This is a genomic window from Nonomuraea rosea, assembly GCF_039539705.1.
Taxonomy (GTDB): Bacteria; Actinomycetota; Actinomycetes; order Streptosporangiales; family Streptosporangiaceae; genus Nonomuraea; species Nonomuraea rosea.
In genome coordinates this window covers 148,937-165,682 of record NZ_BAABDQ010000013.1, presented here as the reverse complement: position 1 = coordinate 165,682, position 16,746 = coordinate 148,937, and the positions used below count along the sequence as shown (strand labels likewise).

General features: G+C 67.4%; 21 protein-coding genes and 1 tRNA gene. 11 read left to right on the top strand and 11 right to left on the bottom strand.

The features are described 5' to 3' along the window. Positions 1 to 104: 104 nt before the first annotated feature. Positions 105 to 1,286 carry an AAA family ATPase gene (locus ABEA43_RS28685; protein ID WP_345566584.1) on the top strand — a complete coding sequence of 394 codons (1,182 nt, stop codon included), beginning with the start codon at positions 105 to 107 and terminating at the stop codon, positions 1,284 to 1,286. Positions 1,287 to 1,389: 103 nt separating this feature from the next. On the opposite strand, the gene ABEA43_RS28680 is transcribed toward ABEA43_RS28685, so the two are convergent. Further along, positions 1,390 to 2,181, bottom strand: coding sequence for a MauE/DoxX family redox-associated membrane protein (locus ABEA43_RS28680; protein ID WP_345566582.1), 792 nt, complete (start codon positions 2,179 to 2,181; stop codon positions 1,390 to 1,392). Positions 2,182 to 2,186: 5 nt separating this feature from the next. Continuing rightward, positions 2,187 to 3,134 (bottom strand): hypothetical protein, encoded by a 948-nt coding sequence (locus ABEA43_RS28675; protein WP_345566580.1) that lies wholly within the window; start codon positions 3,132 to 3,134, stop codon positions 2,187 to 2,189. 216 nt (positions 3,135 to 3,350) lie between these two features. On the opposite strand from ABEA43_RS28675, the gene ABEA43_RS28670 reads away from it, so the two are divergent. Beyond that, positions 3,351 to 3,860, top strand: coding sequence for a SigE family RNA polymerase sigma factor (locus ABEA43_RS28670; protein WP_345566578.1), 510 nt, complete (start codon positions 3,351 to 3,353; stop codon positions 3,858 to 3,860). 26 nt (positions 3,861 to 3,886) lie between these two features. On the opposite strand, the gene ABEA43_RS28665 is transcribed toward ABEA43_RS28670, so the two are convergent. Continuing rightward, positions 3,887 to 4,372 carry a MarR family winged helix-turn-helix transcriptional regulator gene (locus tag ABEA43_RS28665; RefSeq protein WP_345566818.1) on the bottom strand — a complete coding sequence of 162 codons (486 nt, stop codon included), beginning with the start codon at positions 4,370 to 4,372 and terminating at the stop codon, positions 3,887 to 3,889. 104 nt (positions 4,373 to 4,476) lie between these two features. On the opposite strand from ABEA43_RS28665, the gene ABEA43_RS28660 reads away from it, so the two are divergent. The 3 genes from ABEA43_RS28660 (at position 4,477) to ABEA43_RS28650 (ending at position 6,065) form a co-directional block, all read left to right on the top strand. After that, entirely contained in the window at positions 4,477 to 5,037 is a 561-nt protein-coding gene (locus tag ABEA43_RS28660; protein WP_345566576.1) for a YceI family protein, read from the top strand. A gap of 221 nt (positions 5,038 to 5,258) precedes the next feature. Beyond that, positions 5,259 to 5,347: transfer RNA gene (locus ABEA43_RS28655), tRNA-Ser, on the top strand. A gap of 154 nt (positions 5,348 to 5,501) precedes the next feature. Then, on the top strand, positions 5,502 to 6,065 hold the full coding sequence (locus tag ABEA43_RS28650; protein ID WP_345566575.1) for a hypothetical protein: 564 nt from the start codon (positions 5,502 to 5,504) through the stop codon (positions 6,063 to 6,065). Between the two features lie 274 nt (positions 6,066 to 6,339). Here the strand turns inward: ABEA43_RS28650 and ABEA43_RS28645 are convergent, their stop codons facing one another. Continuing rightward, positions 6,340 to 6,594, bottom strand: a complete 255-nt coding sequence (locus tag ABEA43_RS28645; RefSeq protein WP_345566574.1) for a hypothetical protein — start codon at positions 6,592 to 6,594, stop codon at positions 6,340 to 6,342. Positions 6,595 to 6,809: 215 nt separating this feature from the next. Between ABEA43_RS28645 and ABEA43_RS68230 the strand changes: the two genes are divergently transcribed. Both ABEA43_RS68230 and ABEA43_RS28640 read left to right on the top strand, forming a co-directional pair. Continuing rightward, positions 6,810 to 7,097 carry a transposase gene (locus ABEA43_RS68230; protein ID WP_425570374.1) on the top strand — a complete coding sequence of 96 codons (288 nt, stop codon included), beginning with the start codon at positions 6,810 to 6,812 and terminating at the stop codon, positions 7,095 to 7,097. 10 nt (positions 7,098 to 7,107) lie between these two features. Next, on the top strand, positions 7,108 to 7,503 hold the full coding sequence (locus tag ABEA43_RS28640; protein ID WP_345566573.1) for an SCO4402 family protein: 396 nt from the start codon (positions 7,108 to 7,110) through the stop codon (positions 7,501 to 7,503). Positions 7,504 to 7,540: 37 nt separating this feature from the next. Here ABEA43_RS28640 and ABEA43_RS28635 read toward each other — a convergent pair whose 3' ends face one another. Next, positions 7,541 to 7,780: a hypothetical protein gene (locus ABEA43_RS28635; protein ID WP_345566571.1), complete on the bottom strand. Its 240-nt coding sequence runs from the start codon at positions 7,778 to 7,780 to the stop codon at positions 7,541 to 7,543. A gap of 116 nt (positions 7,781 to 7,896) precedes the next feature. On the opposite strand from ABEA43_RS28635, the gene ABEA43_RS28630 reads away from it, so the two are divergent. Further along, positions 7,897 to 8,319: a hypothetical protein gene (locus tag ABEA43_RS28630; RefSeq protein WP_345566569.1), complete on the top strand. Its 423-nt coding sequence runs from the start codon at positions 7,897 to 7,899 to the stop codon at positions 8,317 to 8,319. 251 nt (positions 8,320 to 8,570) lie between these two features. Here the strand turns inward: ABEA43_RS28630 and ABEA43_RS28625 are convergent, their stop codons facing one another. Continuing rightward, positions 8,571 to 8,876 carry a winged helix-turn-helix transcriptional regulator gene (locus ABEA43_RS28625; protein ID WP_345566567.1) on the bottom strand — a complete coding sequence of 102 codons (306 nt, stop codon included), beginning with the start codon at positions 8,874 to 8,876 and terminating at the stop codon, positions 8,571 to 8,573. A 152-nt stretch (positions 8,877 to 9,028) separates the two neighbouring features. Here ABEA43_RS28625 and ABEA43_RS28620 point away from each other — a divergent pair, with 152 nt between their 5' ends. After that, positions 9,029 to 9,430 carry a YybH family protein gene (locus ABEA43_RS28620; protein ID WP_345566566.1) on the top strand — a complete coding sequence of 134 codons (402 nt, stop codon included), beginning with the start codon at positions 9,029 to 9,031 and terminating at the stop codon, positions 9,428 to 9,430. A 137-nt stretch (positions 9,431 to 9,567) separates the two neighbouring features. Here the strand turns inward: ABEA43_RS28620 and ABEA43_RS28615 are convergent, their stop codons facing one another. Beyond that, positions 9,568 to 11,541 carry a WD40 repeat domain-containing protein gene (locus ABEA43_RS28615; protein ID WP_345566564.1) on the bottom strand — a complete coding sequence of 658 codons (1,974 nt, stop codon included), beginning with the start codon at positions 11,539 to 11,541 and terminating at the stop codon, positions 9,568 to 9,570. A 426-nt stretch (positions 11,542 to 11,967) separates the two neighbouring features. Between ABEA43_RS28615 and ABEA43_RS28610 the strand changes: the two genes are divergently transcribed. Next, positions 11,968 to 12,468 (top strand): hypothetical protein, encoded by a 501-nt coding sequence (locus ABEA43_RS28610; RefSeq protein WP_345566562.1) that lies wholly within the window; start codon positions 11,968 to 11,970, stop codon positions 12,466 to 12,468. A gap of 296 nt (positions 12,469 to 12,764) precedes the next feature. Here ABEA43_RS28610 and ABEA43_RS28605 read toward each other — a convergent pair whose 3' ends face one another. From ABEA43_RS28605 to ABEA43_RS28595, 3 genes are all read right to left on the bottom strand, one after another. Beyond that, positions 12,765 to 13,133, bottom strand: coding sequence for a VOC family protein (locus ABEA43_RS28605; RefSeq protein ID WP_345566560.1), 369 nt, complete (start codon positions 13,131 to 13,133; stop codon positions 12,765 to 12,767). Between the two features lie 15 nt (positions 13,134 to 13,148). Further along, on the bottom strand, positions 13,149 to 13,526 hold the full coding sequence (locus ABEA43_RS28600; protein ID WP_345566558.1) for a VOC family protein: 378 nt from the start codon (positions 13,524 to 13,526) through the stop codon (positions 13,149 to 13,151). Positions 13,527 to 13,703: 177 nt separating this feature from the next. Continuing rightward, complete coding sequence (locus ABEA43_RS28595; protein ID WP_345566556.1) at positions 13,704 to 14,708, bottom strand: S1 family peptidase; 1,005 nt, start codon at positions 14,706 to 14,708, stop codon at positions 13,704 to 13,706. Between the two features lie 302 nt (positions 14,709 to 15,010). On the opposite strand from ABEA43_RS28595, the gene ABEA43_RS28590 reads away from it, so the two are divergent. Beyond that, on the top strand, positions 15,011 to 15,520 hold the full coding sequence (locus ABEA43_RS28590; RefSeq protein WP_345566554.1) for a hypothetical protein: 510 nt from the start codon (positions 15,011 to 15,013) through the stop codon (positions 15,518 to 15,520). Here ABEA43_RS28590 and ABEA43_RS28585 read toward each other — a convergent pair. Continuing rightward, on the bottom strand, positions 15,514 to 16,653 hold the full coding sequence (locus ABEA43_RS28585; protein ID WP_345566552.1) for an MFS transporter: 1,140 nt from the start codon (positions 16,651 to 16,653) through the stop codon (positions 15,514 to 15,516). The two genes, ABEA43_RS28590 and ABEA43_RS28585, sit on opposite strands and share 7 nt — an antisense overlap. Positions 16,654 to 16,746: the final 93 nt, after the last annotated feature.

Below are 16,746 nucleotides of genomic sequence, written 5' to 3'. Positions count from 1 at the left end.
TGTGTCCGATGACGCTGCTCGCGCCCGCCCCTGCTCGGACACGCCGTAGCACTTTCTTCCCAAATCTAAGACGGCCGCTATATCCGGCAATAAAGTCCGAGAGCGTGGACCCTGTGCGAAACCCCTACGCCCCCGGCGCCGGGCAGCGTCCGCCGGAGCTGGCCGGGCGCGACCGTGAGCTGCAGCAGTTCGAGGTCGTGCTGGAGCGAGTGGCCCGCGGCCGTCCCGAGCGCAGCATGGTCGTCACCGGCCTGCGCGGGGTGGGCAAGACCGTCCTGCTCAACACGTTCAAATCCATGGCCATGCAGCGGCTGTGGGGCACGGGCAAGATCGAGGCCCGCCCCGACCAGTCGATCAGGCGGCCGGTGGCCGCGGCGCTGCACATGGCGATCCGCGAGCTTGCCCCGCGGCACCGCGCGCCCGAGCGCATCGAGGAGTTCCTCGGCGTGCTCAAGGCGTTCGCCATGCGCGATCCGGCGGCGGCCAAGGGCACCTCACACTGGTCGCCCGGCATCGAGGTGCCTGCCAGCCGCGGGCGCGCCGATTCGGGCGACCTGGAGATCGACCTCACCGAGCTGTTCGTCGACGCCGCCAGCGTGGCCACCGACCTGGCCGTCGGCATCGCGCTGTTCATCGACGAGATGCAGGACGTGCAGGCCGCCGACGTCTCCGCGCTCTGCGCCGCCTGCCACGAGCTCTCGCAGTCCGGCGGGCCGCTGATCGTGGTGGGGGCCGGGCTGCCGCACCTGCCGAGCGTGCTGTCGGCCAGCAAGAGCTATTCGGAGCGGCTCTTCCGCTATGCCCGCATCGACAAGCTCGACCGGGACGCGGCCGATCTCGCGCTGATCCTGCCGGCCCGCGAAGAAGAGGTCGAGTTCACCCAGGAGGCGCTCGACGCCCTCTATGAGGCGGCCGACGGCTACCCCTACTTCGTGCAGGCCTACGGCAAGGTCGCCTGGGACCTGGCGCCGCGCACCCCGATCACCATCGAAGACGTCAAGGTCTCCGCGCCGGAGGCTGAGGAGGAGCTCGCGGTCGGGTTCTTCGGCAGCCGCTACGAGCGGGCCACTCCGGCCGAGCGCGACTACATGCACGCCATGGCGCAGATCGGCGACGAGCCGGTCGCCACCTCGGAGGTGGCCGACGCCCTCGGGCGAAAGCCGTCCAGCCTCTCACCCGCTCGCGACAGCCTCATCAAGAAAGGGCTCATCTACAGCGCCGAGCGCGGCCTGATCGCGTTCACGGTGCCGCATTTCGGCAGGTTCCTGCGCGCTCAGCCGATCTGAGCGACGCCCCTAGACCTCTATTGGGCTGTCTAGTGGGGAAGCTAGACAGCCCAATAGAGCTATATCAGCCTGCCTGTCGAGCGAAATCTAGCGCTCTCTAGCGTCAGGCCGATACTGGCGTATATTCCGTCAGAGACCCGCTGTCCTCACCGCTGACCACCGCCATCCGCACCGCCGGGCGCCGCCCGCTCAGGTAGACGGCGAAGACGACGTCGTCCTGGTCGTGGTTCTGGAAGGCGAAGAAGCGCCAGCACAGCTCGCGCCAGCTGTCGTACGGCTCGGCCGAGGTCAGCTCGCCCTGGTGGGCCCGCCAGGTGCCGCTCGACCTGAGCCTGGACAGCGTGACCGACTCGGCGGGGCCGCGCCGCTGCTCGCAGGGAGCGCGATACCGTACGCGGTCGATCAGCTCCTCGATCTCGGGCGACAGCACGGCCAGCAGGGCCACTCCCGCGGCCGTCAGCCACGACGGCTGACCGAACGCCTCCCAGCCGGCGACCGGCGCCCACACCGACACGCCAGCCATGCCGGTCAACGTCACGGTCCGGCCGATCGAGCGCAGTCCGACCGGCGCCGAGCTCACCTCGCCGAAGCAGCCGCACCCCGCGTCCGGCCGTCGCCTGCGCAGCTCCAGCAGGACGTACGTGGACAGGGCGAAGAAGGCGACCGTACCCCACCTGAAGATCGGATGGGTGGTGAGCAGCAGCCCCGCGGCCAGCATGACCTCACCGCCGGCGCAGACCAGCAGCGCCGGGACCTGCATGCGGCCGGGAACCAGCACCGCGGGCCCCAGCCTGGCCAGCGCGCCCGGCTCACCTCCTGACCGCACCGTGATGACCTTGGCCACCGTACCCATGCAGAGGAGCACGATCAGCAGCGGGACCTGCGATTCCAGCACGCGCGTCACCCCAATCCGAGCTGAGCGTTGAAGCACCCTTTGACCAAGTCGCCGCCCAGCTCTACATAGGAGAACGGCGAGAGCTCCGTGATACGCCCGCGCGGTGAGGTGTCGCATTCGACGCAGCGGTCGCAGAAGCGCCCGGCCAGGCACCCGCAGGCGACCACTGGCACGTTGGCGGAGCGGTTGGAGCACAGGTTCCTGACCTGCAGCAACGACCCGACGGCGAGGTACGGCAGGCCCGCGCACGAGATCCCGGCGTCGGGGCAGCCGGTGTCAGAACGTTCCAGCATCGGGTACGCCGCGCCGCGCTCTTCCTCGTCGAACGTGTCCGACCAGGTGGCCGGGCCGGAGATGCGCGACTGGATCCCCGCGTACGCGGGCGGCGGGTCGGGCACCGCGCGCGCCGGGTAGGGCGGCTGCGAGGTCGCGGGTAACAGCGCCAGGCCGGCCCCGTCGCGTCTGATCCCGATCGCGTCGAACAGGTAGCCGGGCTCGAACTTCGGGTGCCGCACCTGCAGCCGCCCGGTCGCCCGGTAGGGGATGACGATCGACCGGTGCCCTCGATGCGGGCCGCAGTCCAGCTCGACCGTCAGTTCTTTACGTCCGGTGATCGACAGGATCGTTCCCGTGATGCGCGTGGTGTCGGCCCAGATCCGCTCGATCACTCGTCCGTCGCGCAGGGCCCGCATCATGACCATGGAACCCACGGGGAGATCGGAAGGACGGACGTCGGAGCCGTGCCAGGCGGTGGCCCAGGGCGCGATCACGAGGCGTTCCTCGGCGCCGGAGGGGGTCTCGATGATGATGAGATGCGGGCTGATGTCAAGGATCTCACCGGCGACGGCGCGTAAAGGCTCGCCGTCGCCCGGGTCAGGGCCGGGGACGCCGGACTCGCGGCCGAGCGCGGCCGCGGCGAGCGCCCGTCGGCGCTCAACGCTCGGATATCCCATCCGCCCTCCCTCGTCGGGTACTAGATTCACACGACTTCGGAGTGGCTCACACCGTAGCGCCGCAGAACGGTGCAAAATACGCATCCCCCAGGAAGGGACTTCACCCCCGGCGTCGTAGAAACCGCCACCGACCTTGAACTACCTTTATCGTCGGCGGGCCGAAACCTGAATTCTGGTTCAGGCTGAATAGGGCATCTGGCTGCGATTCTGGCCACGATGCAGACCACCGGCTGGGAAGATGAGTTCCGCGAGTACGTCACGACGCGCGGGCCGGCTCTGCTGCGCGCGGCGCACCAGCTGACCGGGCATCCGCTGGACGCGGAGGACCTGCTGCAGAACGCGCTCGCCAAGACGTACCAGGCCTGGGACCGCATCGAGGACCGGGGCGCGCTGGACGGCTATGTCCGGCGGGCCATGGTGAACATCAACATCTCGCAGTGGCGGCGGCGCAAGCTGGAGGAGTATCCCTCGGACGAGCTGCCGGAGGTGGTCACGCACGAGGCGGTGAGCTGCGGCGACGTGCACGAGCTGCTCGAGCAGGCGCTGGAGGAGCTTCCTGAGCGGATGCGGGCGGCGATCGTGCTGCGTTATTACGAGGACATGACCGAACCGGAGATCGCCAGGACCTTGGGGATCAGCGTCGGCACGGTCAAGAGCACGGTGTCGCGGGCGATGGCCAAGCTCAGGGGCGCACTGGGCCTTCCGTCCCAACCGCCGCAGCCGTAGCTCAGGCGGTGCCTTGAGCTCGCAGCTCAGGGGCGGGCCGGAACTCCCGCTTCGACGGCACCGACCGTCGCGCAGGGGCGTACGACTTCTCGGATCTTGCGCAGACTGCCCAGGAACGACTCCAGCTCGCTCTCGTCCAGCAGCCCGGTGAAGCAGTCGTCGATGTCCTGCAGATGCTGGGGCAGCACGCCCTCCAGCCGCTCACGCCCGGCGTCGGTGAGCACGGCGTAGGAGGCCCGGCGGTCGCTGGCGCACGATTCCCGCCGCACCAGCCCTTCGCGTTCGAGCCGGTCGACGACCCTGGTCACCCCGCTCGTCGACAACCCGGTCTGGGCGGCGAGGTCGCTCATCCGCAGCCGCTGCTGGGGCGAGCGGGCCAGCCGGATGACGGTCTCAAAATCGATCTCCGACAACCCGGACGAGCTCAGGACCGGCAGGAACCTGCCCATCAGTCCGGAATGCACCTCGGTCAGCAGCCCGATGGCCGTCAGCCGCGGGTCGTCAAAGTTCATCACGCTCATACCCTAACCGACGATAGTTGACGTGCGGAATATTCCTCGTGTAGAAATTTGTTGCCGCAGACATCCGCACCGCAACCTCTTCAAGGAGAACCCCGATGAGCACTCGTACGTGGGAGTCCCTGACCCTCCCCGCCGCCGGCACCTACAACCTTGACGTCGCCCACACCCGGATCGGTTTCGTGGTCAAGCACATGATGGTCAGCAAGGTCCGCGGCCACTTCGACACCTTCGCCGGCTCGGTCACGGTCGCCGAGAACCCGCTGGAGTCGAGCGCCGAGCTCACGATCCAGGCGGCCAGCATCACGACCGGCGTGGGCGACCGCGACGGCCACCTGCGCGGCGACGACTTCCTGTCGGTGGAGAAGTTCCCGGAGATCACCTTCAAGAGCACCCGCGTCGTGGGCCACTCGGGCGACGACTTCACCGTCGCCGGGAACCTGACGGTCCGCGAGGTCACCAAGGAGATCGAGCTGACGGTCGAGTACGGGGGCGCCGGCACGAATCCCTGGGGCCAGCCGGTCTGGGGCTTCTCGATCAGCACGGAGTTCGACCGCGAGGAGTTCGGCCTGACCTGGAACCAGGCTCTGGAGACGGGTGGCGTCCTCGTGGGCAAGAAGATCAAGATCGAGATCGAGGGCGAGGCGAACCCGGCCTAGGTTGCCGCCGCCGCCGCGCCGGGCCTTGTGGTCGCCACCAGGGCTCGCCTGGTCTCGGGGAAGTTATCCACAGCCCTAAAGCCCGCCCATGCTCTGGGCGGGCTTCATCCACAGGTAGTTACCCACAGGCTGTTGATAACTCTTGGTGAAGGCTGGGTGGTCAATCGCTTTGCCGCCTCGCCAGAAGGCCGGTACGCTGTGCTGAGCCGCGGTGGCTTCCGGGAGGATTCGCCTAGTCAGGTCTATGGCGCCGCACTGCTAATGCGGTTTGGTGGCAACACCATCCGGGGTTCAAATCCCCGATCCTCCGCAGGTGAAAGGCCCTCGCCCCAGTTTTGGGGTGAGGGCCTTTCGATCTTCGAGGGCGTCATAGTTGCAACGGCTCGTGCTGTGACCGGCCGGCAGAGTCGTGGACAGCAGAAATGCGATGGCCCGGGATATTTGTCCCGGGGGATGCTGTACCGGTGTCGTCGCCGCTGACCGCTGTGGAGTATGAACGTACGGCTGCCGTGTTGCGAGGCAGGCGTATCCACAGGGTCGTCTATTACCCCTTGATGGGCGGGGAGGACGGTTGCGACGTCGAGGAGTGGGACTTCGGGACGTGGCACCAGCCCACCATGGGGGTGGAGCTGTCCACCGACGACGGCGCTTGTTTCTCGGCTGTGTGGGGCAGCAGCTTCGACCATTTCGGGCTTGAAGTCTTCCCTGAGCCGATGACCGCTCACCTGCGGATGATCGGGGAGCCCGCCGGGTCGGCGGCGGTGGACGTGACAGATCACTCACGCTGGTCGAGCCTGGTCGGCAGAAAACTCACCTGCGTCGATATCGCCTGGTCCCAAGATCCTGAGAGCGACCTCCGGACGCCGAACGCGATCAGATTGTGCTCGCGGGAGAAGGCCGTGTGGATAGCCGTCGGGAGCCCGGCGGAATGGCCGCCAACCGAGGTCTACCACCTGGGCACCGACGATGTCATGGTCGTCTTCACCGCCGAGTTCGCGGCCAAGATAGGCATTCCCTCTGTCGGCTAACCGGCCGGGGGCTGGCTGGCCACTGGTCCCCGCGAACACATCCCACCTGATCTTTTCCGGTCACATTACTGGGGATTGCCCAGAGAGCGGAGGCGAGCCGCTCCCCCCGCATCGCGCATCAGGGGTGTGGATACGTGGGTGTAGCGCTCGGTGCGGCCTGGGGGCCGGTCCCGGACGGTGCGGGACTACGGGCCGGGCGCGCCGCACGCCGGCCGCGCCGTACTGACCGAACGCACCGACCAGGATTGCCGCGCCGCCGCTTAGAACTCTGCGATCAGTGACGACGGAAAATGCAGGTCATCAGCGGGAAGGCATCCCCAATCAGGTTCTCCGACATATGACTGAGTTGCCACCCTTGGCGCTCGACGCCCTCAATCAGGTCGGCTGCATCCGGCACAGCCCATGCACGCATGTTCTCGGGCTTTACTCGAAGACGAGACACGAAGATCTCATGACCCTCTTGATAGGCCCGCCGAGCCTCCGCAATGGTTTGCCCGATGTCCTGCTCATCATTCCGAAGCCATGCCATAGACCGTCGGTCTCTCCCGCCGAAGTTGATGCGACCAGCCGTCGGGGGGAGTAACAATCTTGCGATTGGAAGGGTTCCATGAACAAACGATGCCTCCGGCGGGGGCACTCTGGCTCCGGGATGATCTTCGTGCCGTGCACGAGCCCGTAAATGGCTGAGGTGGAAGCCTGATCATCCCGCCCGCTTCCGCAGCTCGGCTGCGTCCGCCCGGCACAATGGCACCGCGCCGATCCCGCTCTGGAGCGGGGAACGACGACCGTCATCGACTCAACCGTGGCGGCAACCGGCAGCTCAACACCACCACCTTGCACCGCATCGCCATCACCCAAGCTCGCTGCCACGAAGGCGCCCGAGCCCTGCTGCAACGACACCAGGAAACCGCCCGAGACACCACCAAAGGCAGCTTCCGCGTCCTGAAACGGCACCTGTCAGACGGGATCTACCGGGCCCTCATCGCCGACCACCACGCCTGCAACAACGGGACATCGACAGGCCCCCAGTAGCTTGGCACCCGTGGAGGAAGAACATCCAGGCGAACAGCCGGTGCAGTGGCCAGGACGACGCAAGGACGTGCTCGAGGCACTACGAGCCCTGAGTGACCGCGACTACCAGGACCAACACTGGCGATCCGAGAAAGGACGGCCTGACCTCACGGCTGCCGTGCACTGGCTCATCGACGACACCTTCATCGACGAACATGGCGCACAAGCACTGATCTCCTACCTTTTCCTTGATCAACGAGAAGCCGACCTCGTGCAGCTGGTCGTTGACACCCTCTTGCGCGTCCTCGATGACCTTGGCCCCGTTGCTCCAGACAACGCCTACCTCGACCATCCTGGATGGATCAACGTTCTGCATGCGGCCGGCACCGCCCACGCAGCTATGTCGTCCGACAAAGAGGACGTTTGACCACGGCTCCAAGACGCCCCAGAGCCACAACGGAGCGTCAGTCAGGGGTGGTGTGCGCCGGGTGCTCCCCTTGCCTGCCGACGCCGAGGCAAGCCACCACGCGTGATGCGTCGGGAGAGAGGAAGAGCTGAAAGCGATAATCGGACTGGGTGTTCTTGACGATGCCGAGGATGAGGTGCTGAAGTCCACAGGTGCCGAGCTGCGTGACCGCCTCGTCAAAGCCGAGGGAGGGAATGTCCTTCCGGTGGGTAAGGCGCGCGCGACGCCGGTAGATCATGGTCAGGAGGAGCACCTCGACCGGTTCCGGCCATACCTCGACGTACGCTCCAGCCATGAGTGCCTGACGGGGACGCGCTCAAGGAGGCGGACGAGGTAGGGAGCTTCGCCGGTTCCATGCGCACCAACATGATCTCCATGCTGAATGGGATCGGGCTTCAGACCGCACTTGGGGTCAGCAGCACTGCCCAGCTCTTTGCCGAGCGGTCTGACCTCCTGGCGAGCACATCTGCCATTTGCCACGCCGTGTTCATCCAGGGAGCGAATTACTCCGGGTCGCCTGCGGTCGATCGTCATCCAGTACTGACCGCATTTGCCCGACAGGTCCTCAAAGAGAACCTCGAAATGGTCCCTGACGCGCTCGTCATCCCTCTGGGCAAGGCTGCCAGCAAGGCCGTCGAGCTCACGAACATCTCGCCCGATCGAGTTCTGTCTGGATTCCCGCACCCGTCCGGCGCCAACGGGCATCGGGCACGTCTGTACGCCGAAGCACGTGAGGCGATGACGCAGCGAGTCCGTACGTGGACCAGATCTTCCTGATTGAGCCCTTCTCGAAGAGCTCGGTGATGCGGGTTCAAATCCCCGATCCTCCGCAGGTGAAGGCTCTCTGCCGATCTTCGGTAGAGGGCCTTTTTGATCTCTGAGAGCCTCAGGGCTGCAGTTGCCGTCAGGGCACGCCCCAAAGGTCCATACGGTCCGCTCTATGAACAGGGTCGCGGCGTGCTGGTCGTGCCGTGCCCACCGAACGGTCCGACCTCACGCCGTACATCTTGGGTATGACGCTTTCGGCGTTATTGGGGTTCGGCCGGCGGGAGTGGCTGGTGCTGCGTACCCCAGTCCCATAGTGCTTGCAGGACGGGGCCGAGGCGGCGCCCGTGCGGGGTGAGTGTGTAGTGGACCCGGGGCGGCCAGCCGGGGTGGCGGCGGCGATCGAGCACGCCTGCTTCCGTGAGGTGCGCCAGCCGATCGGACAGGACCTTGTCCGACAGCGCGGGCAGGGCACGGCGGAGTTCGGTGAAGGTGCGGTCGCCTTGCAGGAATTCGCGGATCACCAGGGTTGTCCAGCGGCCGTGCAGGGCCGCGAGGGTGATCTCCACCGGACAGGAGGGGGTGGGTTCGGTGACGTTTGCGCGAGGGTCGTCGGGCAGACCTGGCCGGGCTGGGTGGCCAACCGTTTGGTGAGTCACGAGAGCGCCTCCTAGCGTTGCCGTGCCTGACTGATTTCTACCTGCTGGAAGGACCTGCATCGATGACGCGGCAGCTTGCTGAACGGCCTGAGGACGTGCCGACGGTGTTCGCTGAACGGTTCAACACCGGTGATGCGGAGGCGGTGGCGGAAGTTTATGAGAGTGGGATGGTGTTCGTCCCGGAGCCGGGCTCACCGCTGACCGGGCAGGAGGCCCATGCTGCCAATGAGCGATTCTTGAGTCTTGGGCTGCCGATCACTGTTCGGCCGCGGCACGTCTACTCCACGGGCGACATCGCCTTGCTGATCGTCGACTGGGTCATCGACGGGACGGGTCGTGATGGCCGCTCTGTGCACATCGAGGGCACCGCCACCGATGTCGCCCGGCGCGGGCAGGATGGGCGCTGGCGATATGCCATCGACAACCCGTTCGGCGTAAAACCGGGTATCGGTGGCCGGCAATGATCTGTGTCGATCATGTGGCGCTGGGGCAACGCCGTCCGGTTCAAATTCCCGATCCTCCGCAGGTGAAAGCCATCGCCTCAGTCTTTCTTGCACAATGAGGAGCGTCGCGGACCCGTACGTTCGGAACCGTGCCGTGGTCAGCTCGATCGGGTTGCGGTGAGTACGGCGATGTCGCGGTCGAAGCACACGACGATGTGGCCTTGCGGGGTGGCGGCGACGGCATTGACCAAGCCGGGGAATTCGAGGTCAGGGCTGATCTTGTCGAAGGTGGCGAGACTCCATGCCGATACCGTTGTGTGGCTGGCGGCAATGGCGATGGGGTGGCCGTCGACCGTGATGGCGGCTAGTGCGCTCACGGTTCCCGCGGAGAGCTGGCCGATCTGCTGAGCGGTGGCGACGTCCCATACCTTCAGCGGTGGGTCGCGCCAGTCGTCGTTCGTGGTGATGGCGATGGGTCGTCCGTCCGCGATGGTGGCGGCCACGAGGCGTACCGGTTTGCCGTTGCTTCCGGTGGTCTGGAATCCGGTGTCGCGGTTGGTGGTGAGGTCACGGACTCGGAAGCCGCCGCCCCACCGTCCGAGCAGGGCGACGGGCTGGTCGTCGAGCCTGGTGGTGGCGAGGCCGTGTACCCATCGATGGTCGCTCTTGCGGGGATTGCCGGTCTCTTCGCCGGTGCGGAGATTCCATACCCGGATGGTCTTGTCGTCGCCGGCGATGATGGCCCGGGGCGGGTCGCCTGTGTCGTCGGCCGCGATGGCGGTTATCGGGCGGAGGTGGGTGGTCAACGGTGATCCGGCCGCTTTCCCCAATGCGAGGTCCCAGAGCAGGACATTGCCGTCCTTGCCTCCGGTGATCGCCACCGCGCGACCGTCCATTTGGGTCGCGGCCACAGCAGTGACGGCGCCGGTGGTGTCTGGGAGTGGCCGGCACACCTGGTCGCCGGTGTCCAGATCCCATACGCGTAGGGTTTCGTCATCGCCGGCGGTGACCGCCACCGGCCGGCCGGCCACTGAGGTGGTGGTCACCGCCGTGATCGCGGCGTCGTGGCGAACTGGTTTGCCCGCCGGTTCGCCGACGACCAGATCGGACACGCGGATCGACCCGCCGTCGCAACTCGACACCACCACCTGCCGGCCGTCCACCACGGCCGTCGCCACCGCATGCACCGTGCGGGGATGCTGCGGGAACAGCTCACCGACCAGATCGGCCGTTTTCAGGTCCCACACCTGGATGGTCGGCTCGTTGGAGTTGCAGGTGATCGCCACCAGCCGGCCGTCCACGACCGTGGTCGTCACGGCCTCCAGGTCCGCGGATCCGGGAAGGTCGCCGACCGGAAGTCCGGTGGCCAGGTCCGACACGCGGGTGGTCGTCTGATAGCCACCAGAGACGACCACCAGATGGCCGGCGGTCAGCTCCGCGACCGCGACCGCGCTCACGTGTCCGCTATGGCCGGTGAACGGCTTACCCACCGGATCACCGGTATCCAGGTCCCATACCCGGACCGTTCGGTCGCCGCCCGTGACCGCTACCCAGCGGCCGTCCAGCACGGCGGTCGCCACCGCGTACACCGGGCCGGTGTGGCCGCGGAACGGCGCCATCACTTCCTGCCGCGTTTCCAGATCCCATACTCGTACGGTCGTGTCGTAGCAACCGGTGACCACCACCCGGCGGCCATGGCGTTCCGCGATCGCGAGGGCCTCCACATTGTCAGCCTGAAGGTGGAACGGCCCACCCACCGGACTGCCGGACGCGAGGTCCCACACCCGTACGGTGTCGTCGTCACCGCCGCTGACCACGACAGGGCGGCCGTCCAGAACCGACATCGCCAGCGCTCGCACCGCGTTCGTGTGACCCGCCCATGGGGCGCCGACCCGCTCGCCGGTCGACAGATCCCAGACCCTTACGGTGTTGTCGCCGCCTCCGGTGACGGCTACGGCACGGCCGTCGACGACCGTGGTCATCACCGATGCCACCCAACTGGTGCGACCGTCGGTGGTGCCTAACGGCGGGCATGACGCCACACCCTTCGGCAGCAGACTGGACCACGACTGCCGCACACGCCAGGCAGCAGGACGAACAACCGGGGTCTCATGACGGGACAGTGACGACATGCCGCGCATAGTAGTTGCCGGCACTGGGACGCGTCTCCGAGAACCCGAAGTGATCGTCTTCCCGGATGGCCGGAGCCGGCCTGCTTGCGGCCTTCGACGGTCCGGAGCTTCATGTAGGAGGGCCGCGCCGTACAGTGCGGTCATGGAGGAGCTGCCTCGTACCGCAGACGACCAGCCCTCTGCCTGTCCCGCATGCGGAGCCGGACCCGAGCAGTCCACCGACCCAGACCGCATGTGGACCGGCGTCTGCTACTGCGGGCATCCGAGGTTCTACGACGACAGGCATCGCGACGGCACATGCCCGTGCATCGCGGGCCCCTGAATTGAACGCCTCCGGTTGACGGGCTGCTCCTATTTCCAGGCAAGGATCCAACCGCTAATCTGTCGCCAGTTCGGCAGAAGCAATATCCGACGTCGAGGATCCGGGTGGGCGTTTTCTACGACTACTTCCGCGCCGCGGACAGGCATGCCGCAGTAGCCAAGCCGGATTACCCCCGAGCTGTCGAGAAACCTCTTCTTGGCATCCCGGCCTTCGACGCCGTAGAGACCAAATGGCTGGCTCCCTGGGGCTCGCTGGCAGACCTGATCGCGCTGATCAGAAACGTGCCCTGCACCCATGACCTCGTACAAACGGTTGACCTCTATCCACCTCCGGAAGACGCGCCCAAGACCGATGAGGAGTGGGATGCGCTTCCTGAAGATTCGCCGTACTTTGCGGGGCCAGGTATCGAAGAGCTGTCAGCGGATGTCCGCGATTCGCTCGCGGATGTGCCCGACGAACGGCTCATCGAGCTTGGCAGGCAATGGGCAGCGGATGACGACTCTGATCCCCGGCAGCTATCCAGGCTGATCGCGGAGCTGCGAGATCTGGCCCGCCGCGCCCGTAGCGAAGAGCAGTTGCTCTATTGCTGGAGCTTTGGCGGTTAGCGGCGATGCGAGTCACAGGGATTTGCTTTGGGAGCTGTGCAACGTAGACGGGCTGATCAGGGGTCCTAGCGGGGTCAACCGCATGGCGTCCTGAAACCGGACTGCGCCAGGACAGGCCACATCGTGAAGACCAGGTCATGATCGGCCCGCGGTTATGCCGCCCCCGCCTTCCCGACGGGCGAAGGCTCGGGGAGGCGGGGCCCTTGGCGTCTCGTGCCGCGGGCCCCGGCCAGAGCTGCTGCCGCGGTCCGGAGGGTTGCTGCTGCAGGAAACCCGTTCAGAGCAGGTCAGGAGGGTTACTCCTGCAGGACCGACAGGACGTTTCCCGCCGGGTCCGTGAACCACGCGATCAGCGGGCCGCCGCCGCGGAAGATGGCCCGCTCGTCCGCCTGCATCCCCTCATACCGCTCGAACCGCACCCCGCGCGCCACCAGCTCGTCCACCGTCTTCTCGATGTCCTCCACCGGGAAGTTGAGGATGGTGAAGGTGGCGGGCGTGTGGTTCTCCTTCGGATAGACCAGGACGGTGGTGCCGCCCGCTAGGTGGAGCGTGAGCATCCCGTGGTCCTCGGTGACCCGGAGTCCGAGGGTCTCGCCGTAGAACCGCTTCGCGGCCTCGATGTCGTCGACCGAAAAGCCGCTGTACGCCTTCGTCTCGCTGAACATGATCGCCTCCCCGTCTCACATGGCCTGGCGATGGGCTTCGCTGAGCTGGATGATCTGCACGTAGTTGCCGTCCGGGTCGATCGCGGTGGCGAACAGGCTGCCGTCACGGTCCTCGATCTCCGCCAGCCACGAGACGCCCGCGCTCTCCATGCGGGCCGCCACGCCGCGGGCGTCGGGGACGTCGAAGTTCAGTATCGTCCTGCCGGGCTCCGGATTCTTGTCGCTCACGTCCGCCCGCGTGTCGATGAACAGGTAGAAGTCGCCGAACTTGAGCACCCGGTACCCGTTGACGTCGGTGTTCTCCTCGGGGTCGAGCGTGTCGGCGTACCAGGCGCGCAGGCGTTCGGGGTCGGTGCTGGCCAGCAGCAGGCTGCCCAGGACGGGTCGCTTCATCGCGAGCTCCTCTGTCGTCGGAATGTCGTCGGAATGTCGTCGGAATCGTTGACGGGTGTTCCGGAAGACAGACAAGGCGGCGGCTCAGAACTCATCGCCGAGGGCGGAGCGATCGGGAAAAGGGGGGCGCAGCGTGCCCGGCCGGTGGGCACGCTGCGCTGGCTAGGGGATGGGTGGTCAGCCGGTGACGAGCGTGAGTCCGTACACGCCCAGGGCCTCATTGACCGGCTGGTGGTACGTCGTGCCGCCGACCGAGCAGTTGCCCGAGCCGCCGGACGTGGTGCCCTGCGCCTGGCTGCCCGAGATGAACGAGCCGCCGGAGTCGCCGGGCTCGGCGCACGCGCTGGTGCGGGTCAGGCCGGAGACGGTGCCCTGCGGGTACGTGACGCTGGCGTTGTGCTGCCTGATGAGGCCGCAGCGCCAGCCGGTGGTCGAACCGGAGCGGCAGATCGACGCGTTGACAGCGGCCTGGGTGGAGCCGCGGACGATCACGTTCGCGCCGCCGGAGCCGCGGACGTAGGGCGTGACGGTGTTGCCGGGAGCGGCGACCCAGGCGTAGTCGTTGCCGGGGAAGGACGAGCCCTGGAAGGTGCCCGTCGGGCTGGTGGTCCTGGAGCCGGGCCGGCCGCAGTGACCGGCGGTGACGAAGCCGGGCGTGGTGCCTCGCGTGACGGAGAAGCCCACGCTGCAGCGGCTGCCGCCGATGAAGTAGGCGGCACCGCCGATGATGTTGATGAACGTCGTCGGCCGCTCGGCCGTGGCAGAGACGGTGACCGCGCTCCTGTCCACGCCCGCGGCGGTGGCGAGGGCTTCAGCGGCCTCCAGCGTGGGCGCCTGGACGGAGACGCTGTTGGTCGTGACGTCCACGAACCAGAGTGCGGCCGCGGCCCTGGCCCGCCTCGGGGCCTGGTCGAGCCGCTGGATGATCGAGTTGAGCTGGGCGAGCGTGCGCGTCACGATGACGGGCTGCGCGCCCTGCGACTCGATGGTGGCCGTGGTCGCGGGGTCGGTGGTGGCGACCATGAGCTTGGAGGCGTCGTCGTTCAGCCAGGCGCCGCCGTAGGACGCGCCGAGCTGGTTGGTCAGCGAGGACTCCACGGCTGCGGCGCGTTCCTCGTTGGCCAGCCGGGTGACGACCTGCGACTCGGACAGGCCGAGGTCGCGTTCGAGGGCGTCGATCATGGCGGGAGGTGCGGGGGAGGCGGATTGAGGTGCCGGGTCAGCTGATGCTGGGCTGAGAGGGGTGGCCAGGCAGGCGGCCAGGATGATGGCGCCTGTCAGCGCACAGCGTTTACTCAACATGTGCACTCCTCGGGTGGGGGTGCTGTCAAGTTAACGGCTGGTACGAATCCTGTTAGATACCAAAGAGGCCCTATTTCGGTGTTATGGCCGCTTTTTGGCTACGGACCGAATAGGAAATTTCATGCCTTAAAGGCAAAACGCCGTGGTAGGCCGGTAAGGTGCCGTTGCTGGAGGTGTTCTCTGTGCGTAATGGTGTTCGTCATCTGATCGGCGCCGGAGCAGGGGTGCTGGCCGTCCCGTTGATCGGGACCGGCCTGGCCTACGGCGACGCCGAGCGCTTCAACACCGCGCCGCAGATCAGCGTCGACGTGATAGCGATGGCCGCGTTCGCGGGCGCCCTGGTCCTGATCGGCGTGCTGGCCGGGTCGAGGGTGTCGCCGATGGCCTCGTTGCTGCCGGGGCTCGTCTTCACCGGAGCCGCGGGAGCGGTGATCGGGCGCGTGTACACGTACGGCGACATGAGGTTGTGGAACGAGCTGGTGCCGCCCGGGTACCTGCCCTACTACGAGCCGTTCCTGGCCAGATGGGCACTCGTGGCCGGGCTAGTGCTGCTCGTCGCCTCGCTCTTCCCGTCACGATGGCGGGCCAGGCCGGCGAGGTCCACGCCGCCGCCCCCGCCCGAGGAGGAGGCGGTCGACGAGGAGACCCCTGAGCCGCCGCCGCTCCCCAAGCGCATCCCCTCCCGTTACTGAGCCTGCCGGGCGATCATGAGGGCGATGAGCGCGTACGGCAGGACCAGGAGCGCGAACGTCACGCCGTGCGACAGCTGCCCGGAGGCCGTCGCGTAGACGGTGTAGACGGCGAGCGTGACCAGGTTCGTGCCCAGGCCGGCCACTGAGGTCACGGTGGCCCTGGCCGGGCCGCTGATCCGGGCCTGGAGCCGGGCGTCGGCCACCACGCCGGCCAGCTGGAACGCCCCGAAGGCCAGGGCGATCAGCAGGAACCCGGCCGGGTGGCCGCTGAGCGCCCCGGCGGCCATGGCGAGGGCCGCCAGGGCGACGGTGATCGCGTACGCGCGGGCGGGCATGCGCTCGGCGGCGCCCGACAGCAGGCCGCCCGCCGTGGCGCCGATCCAGACCAGCAGGATCAGCAGGGGGACGGTGGCCTTGGCGACGCCCACCTCGGTCGCCAGGAACGGGACGTACTCCTCCAGCGCTCCCCAGATCGCCGTCACGAACGAGACCAGCAGCAACGCGTGCAGGACCCGGCGATCGGTGCGGGCCTGCGCGACCCCGGCCCGCAAGGTCGCCAGGTAGCCACCGTCCGCGCCCGCGCCGCGCGTCCTGTGCTCGGGCAGCGTCAGCGCGGCGGCCGCGCACAGGACGCAGGCCAGCACGCTCGCCGCGCCCACGGCCGGGTAGCCGCCGGCCGCGAAGACGGGCACGGCCAGGCCGATCGCCGCCGCGTCCGCGACGAGGCCGACGGAGGTGGCCCGCCCCATGACGGTGGCGTAGCGGCCCGCCTGGCCGCGCCGCTCCAGCTCCTCGTACGCGAGGGCCTCGTACGCGCCCGAGACGAGCGCGCCCTCGGCGCCCCAGAGCACGAACCCCAGGGCGAACGCCCAGTAGGACGGGAACAGGACCCACAGCGCGAACCCCAGAGCGGCCAGGAGCGGCCCCAGGCAGAGGATCAGCCGCCTGGAGACCGCGTCGGCCCAGGCGCCCGACGGAACCTCCAGCACCATGCCGGTCACCGACCAGATGACGAACAGGGACGAGGTCTCCGCGACCGATAACCCGGCGTCGGTGAACAGCAATGTGTAAACCGGATAGAGCAGGATGAACTCGCCGAGAAACGCGTAAATGTACAGCTTTGTGACAAGCATGGGGGGCCTTCCGGGGGATGAGCAGGACTCCGAGTGCTTGCCGCCTCGGAGGCCCGCGCGTCCCGCGCCGGCCCCTGGTTATGCATCAATGTC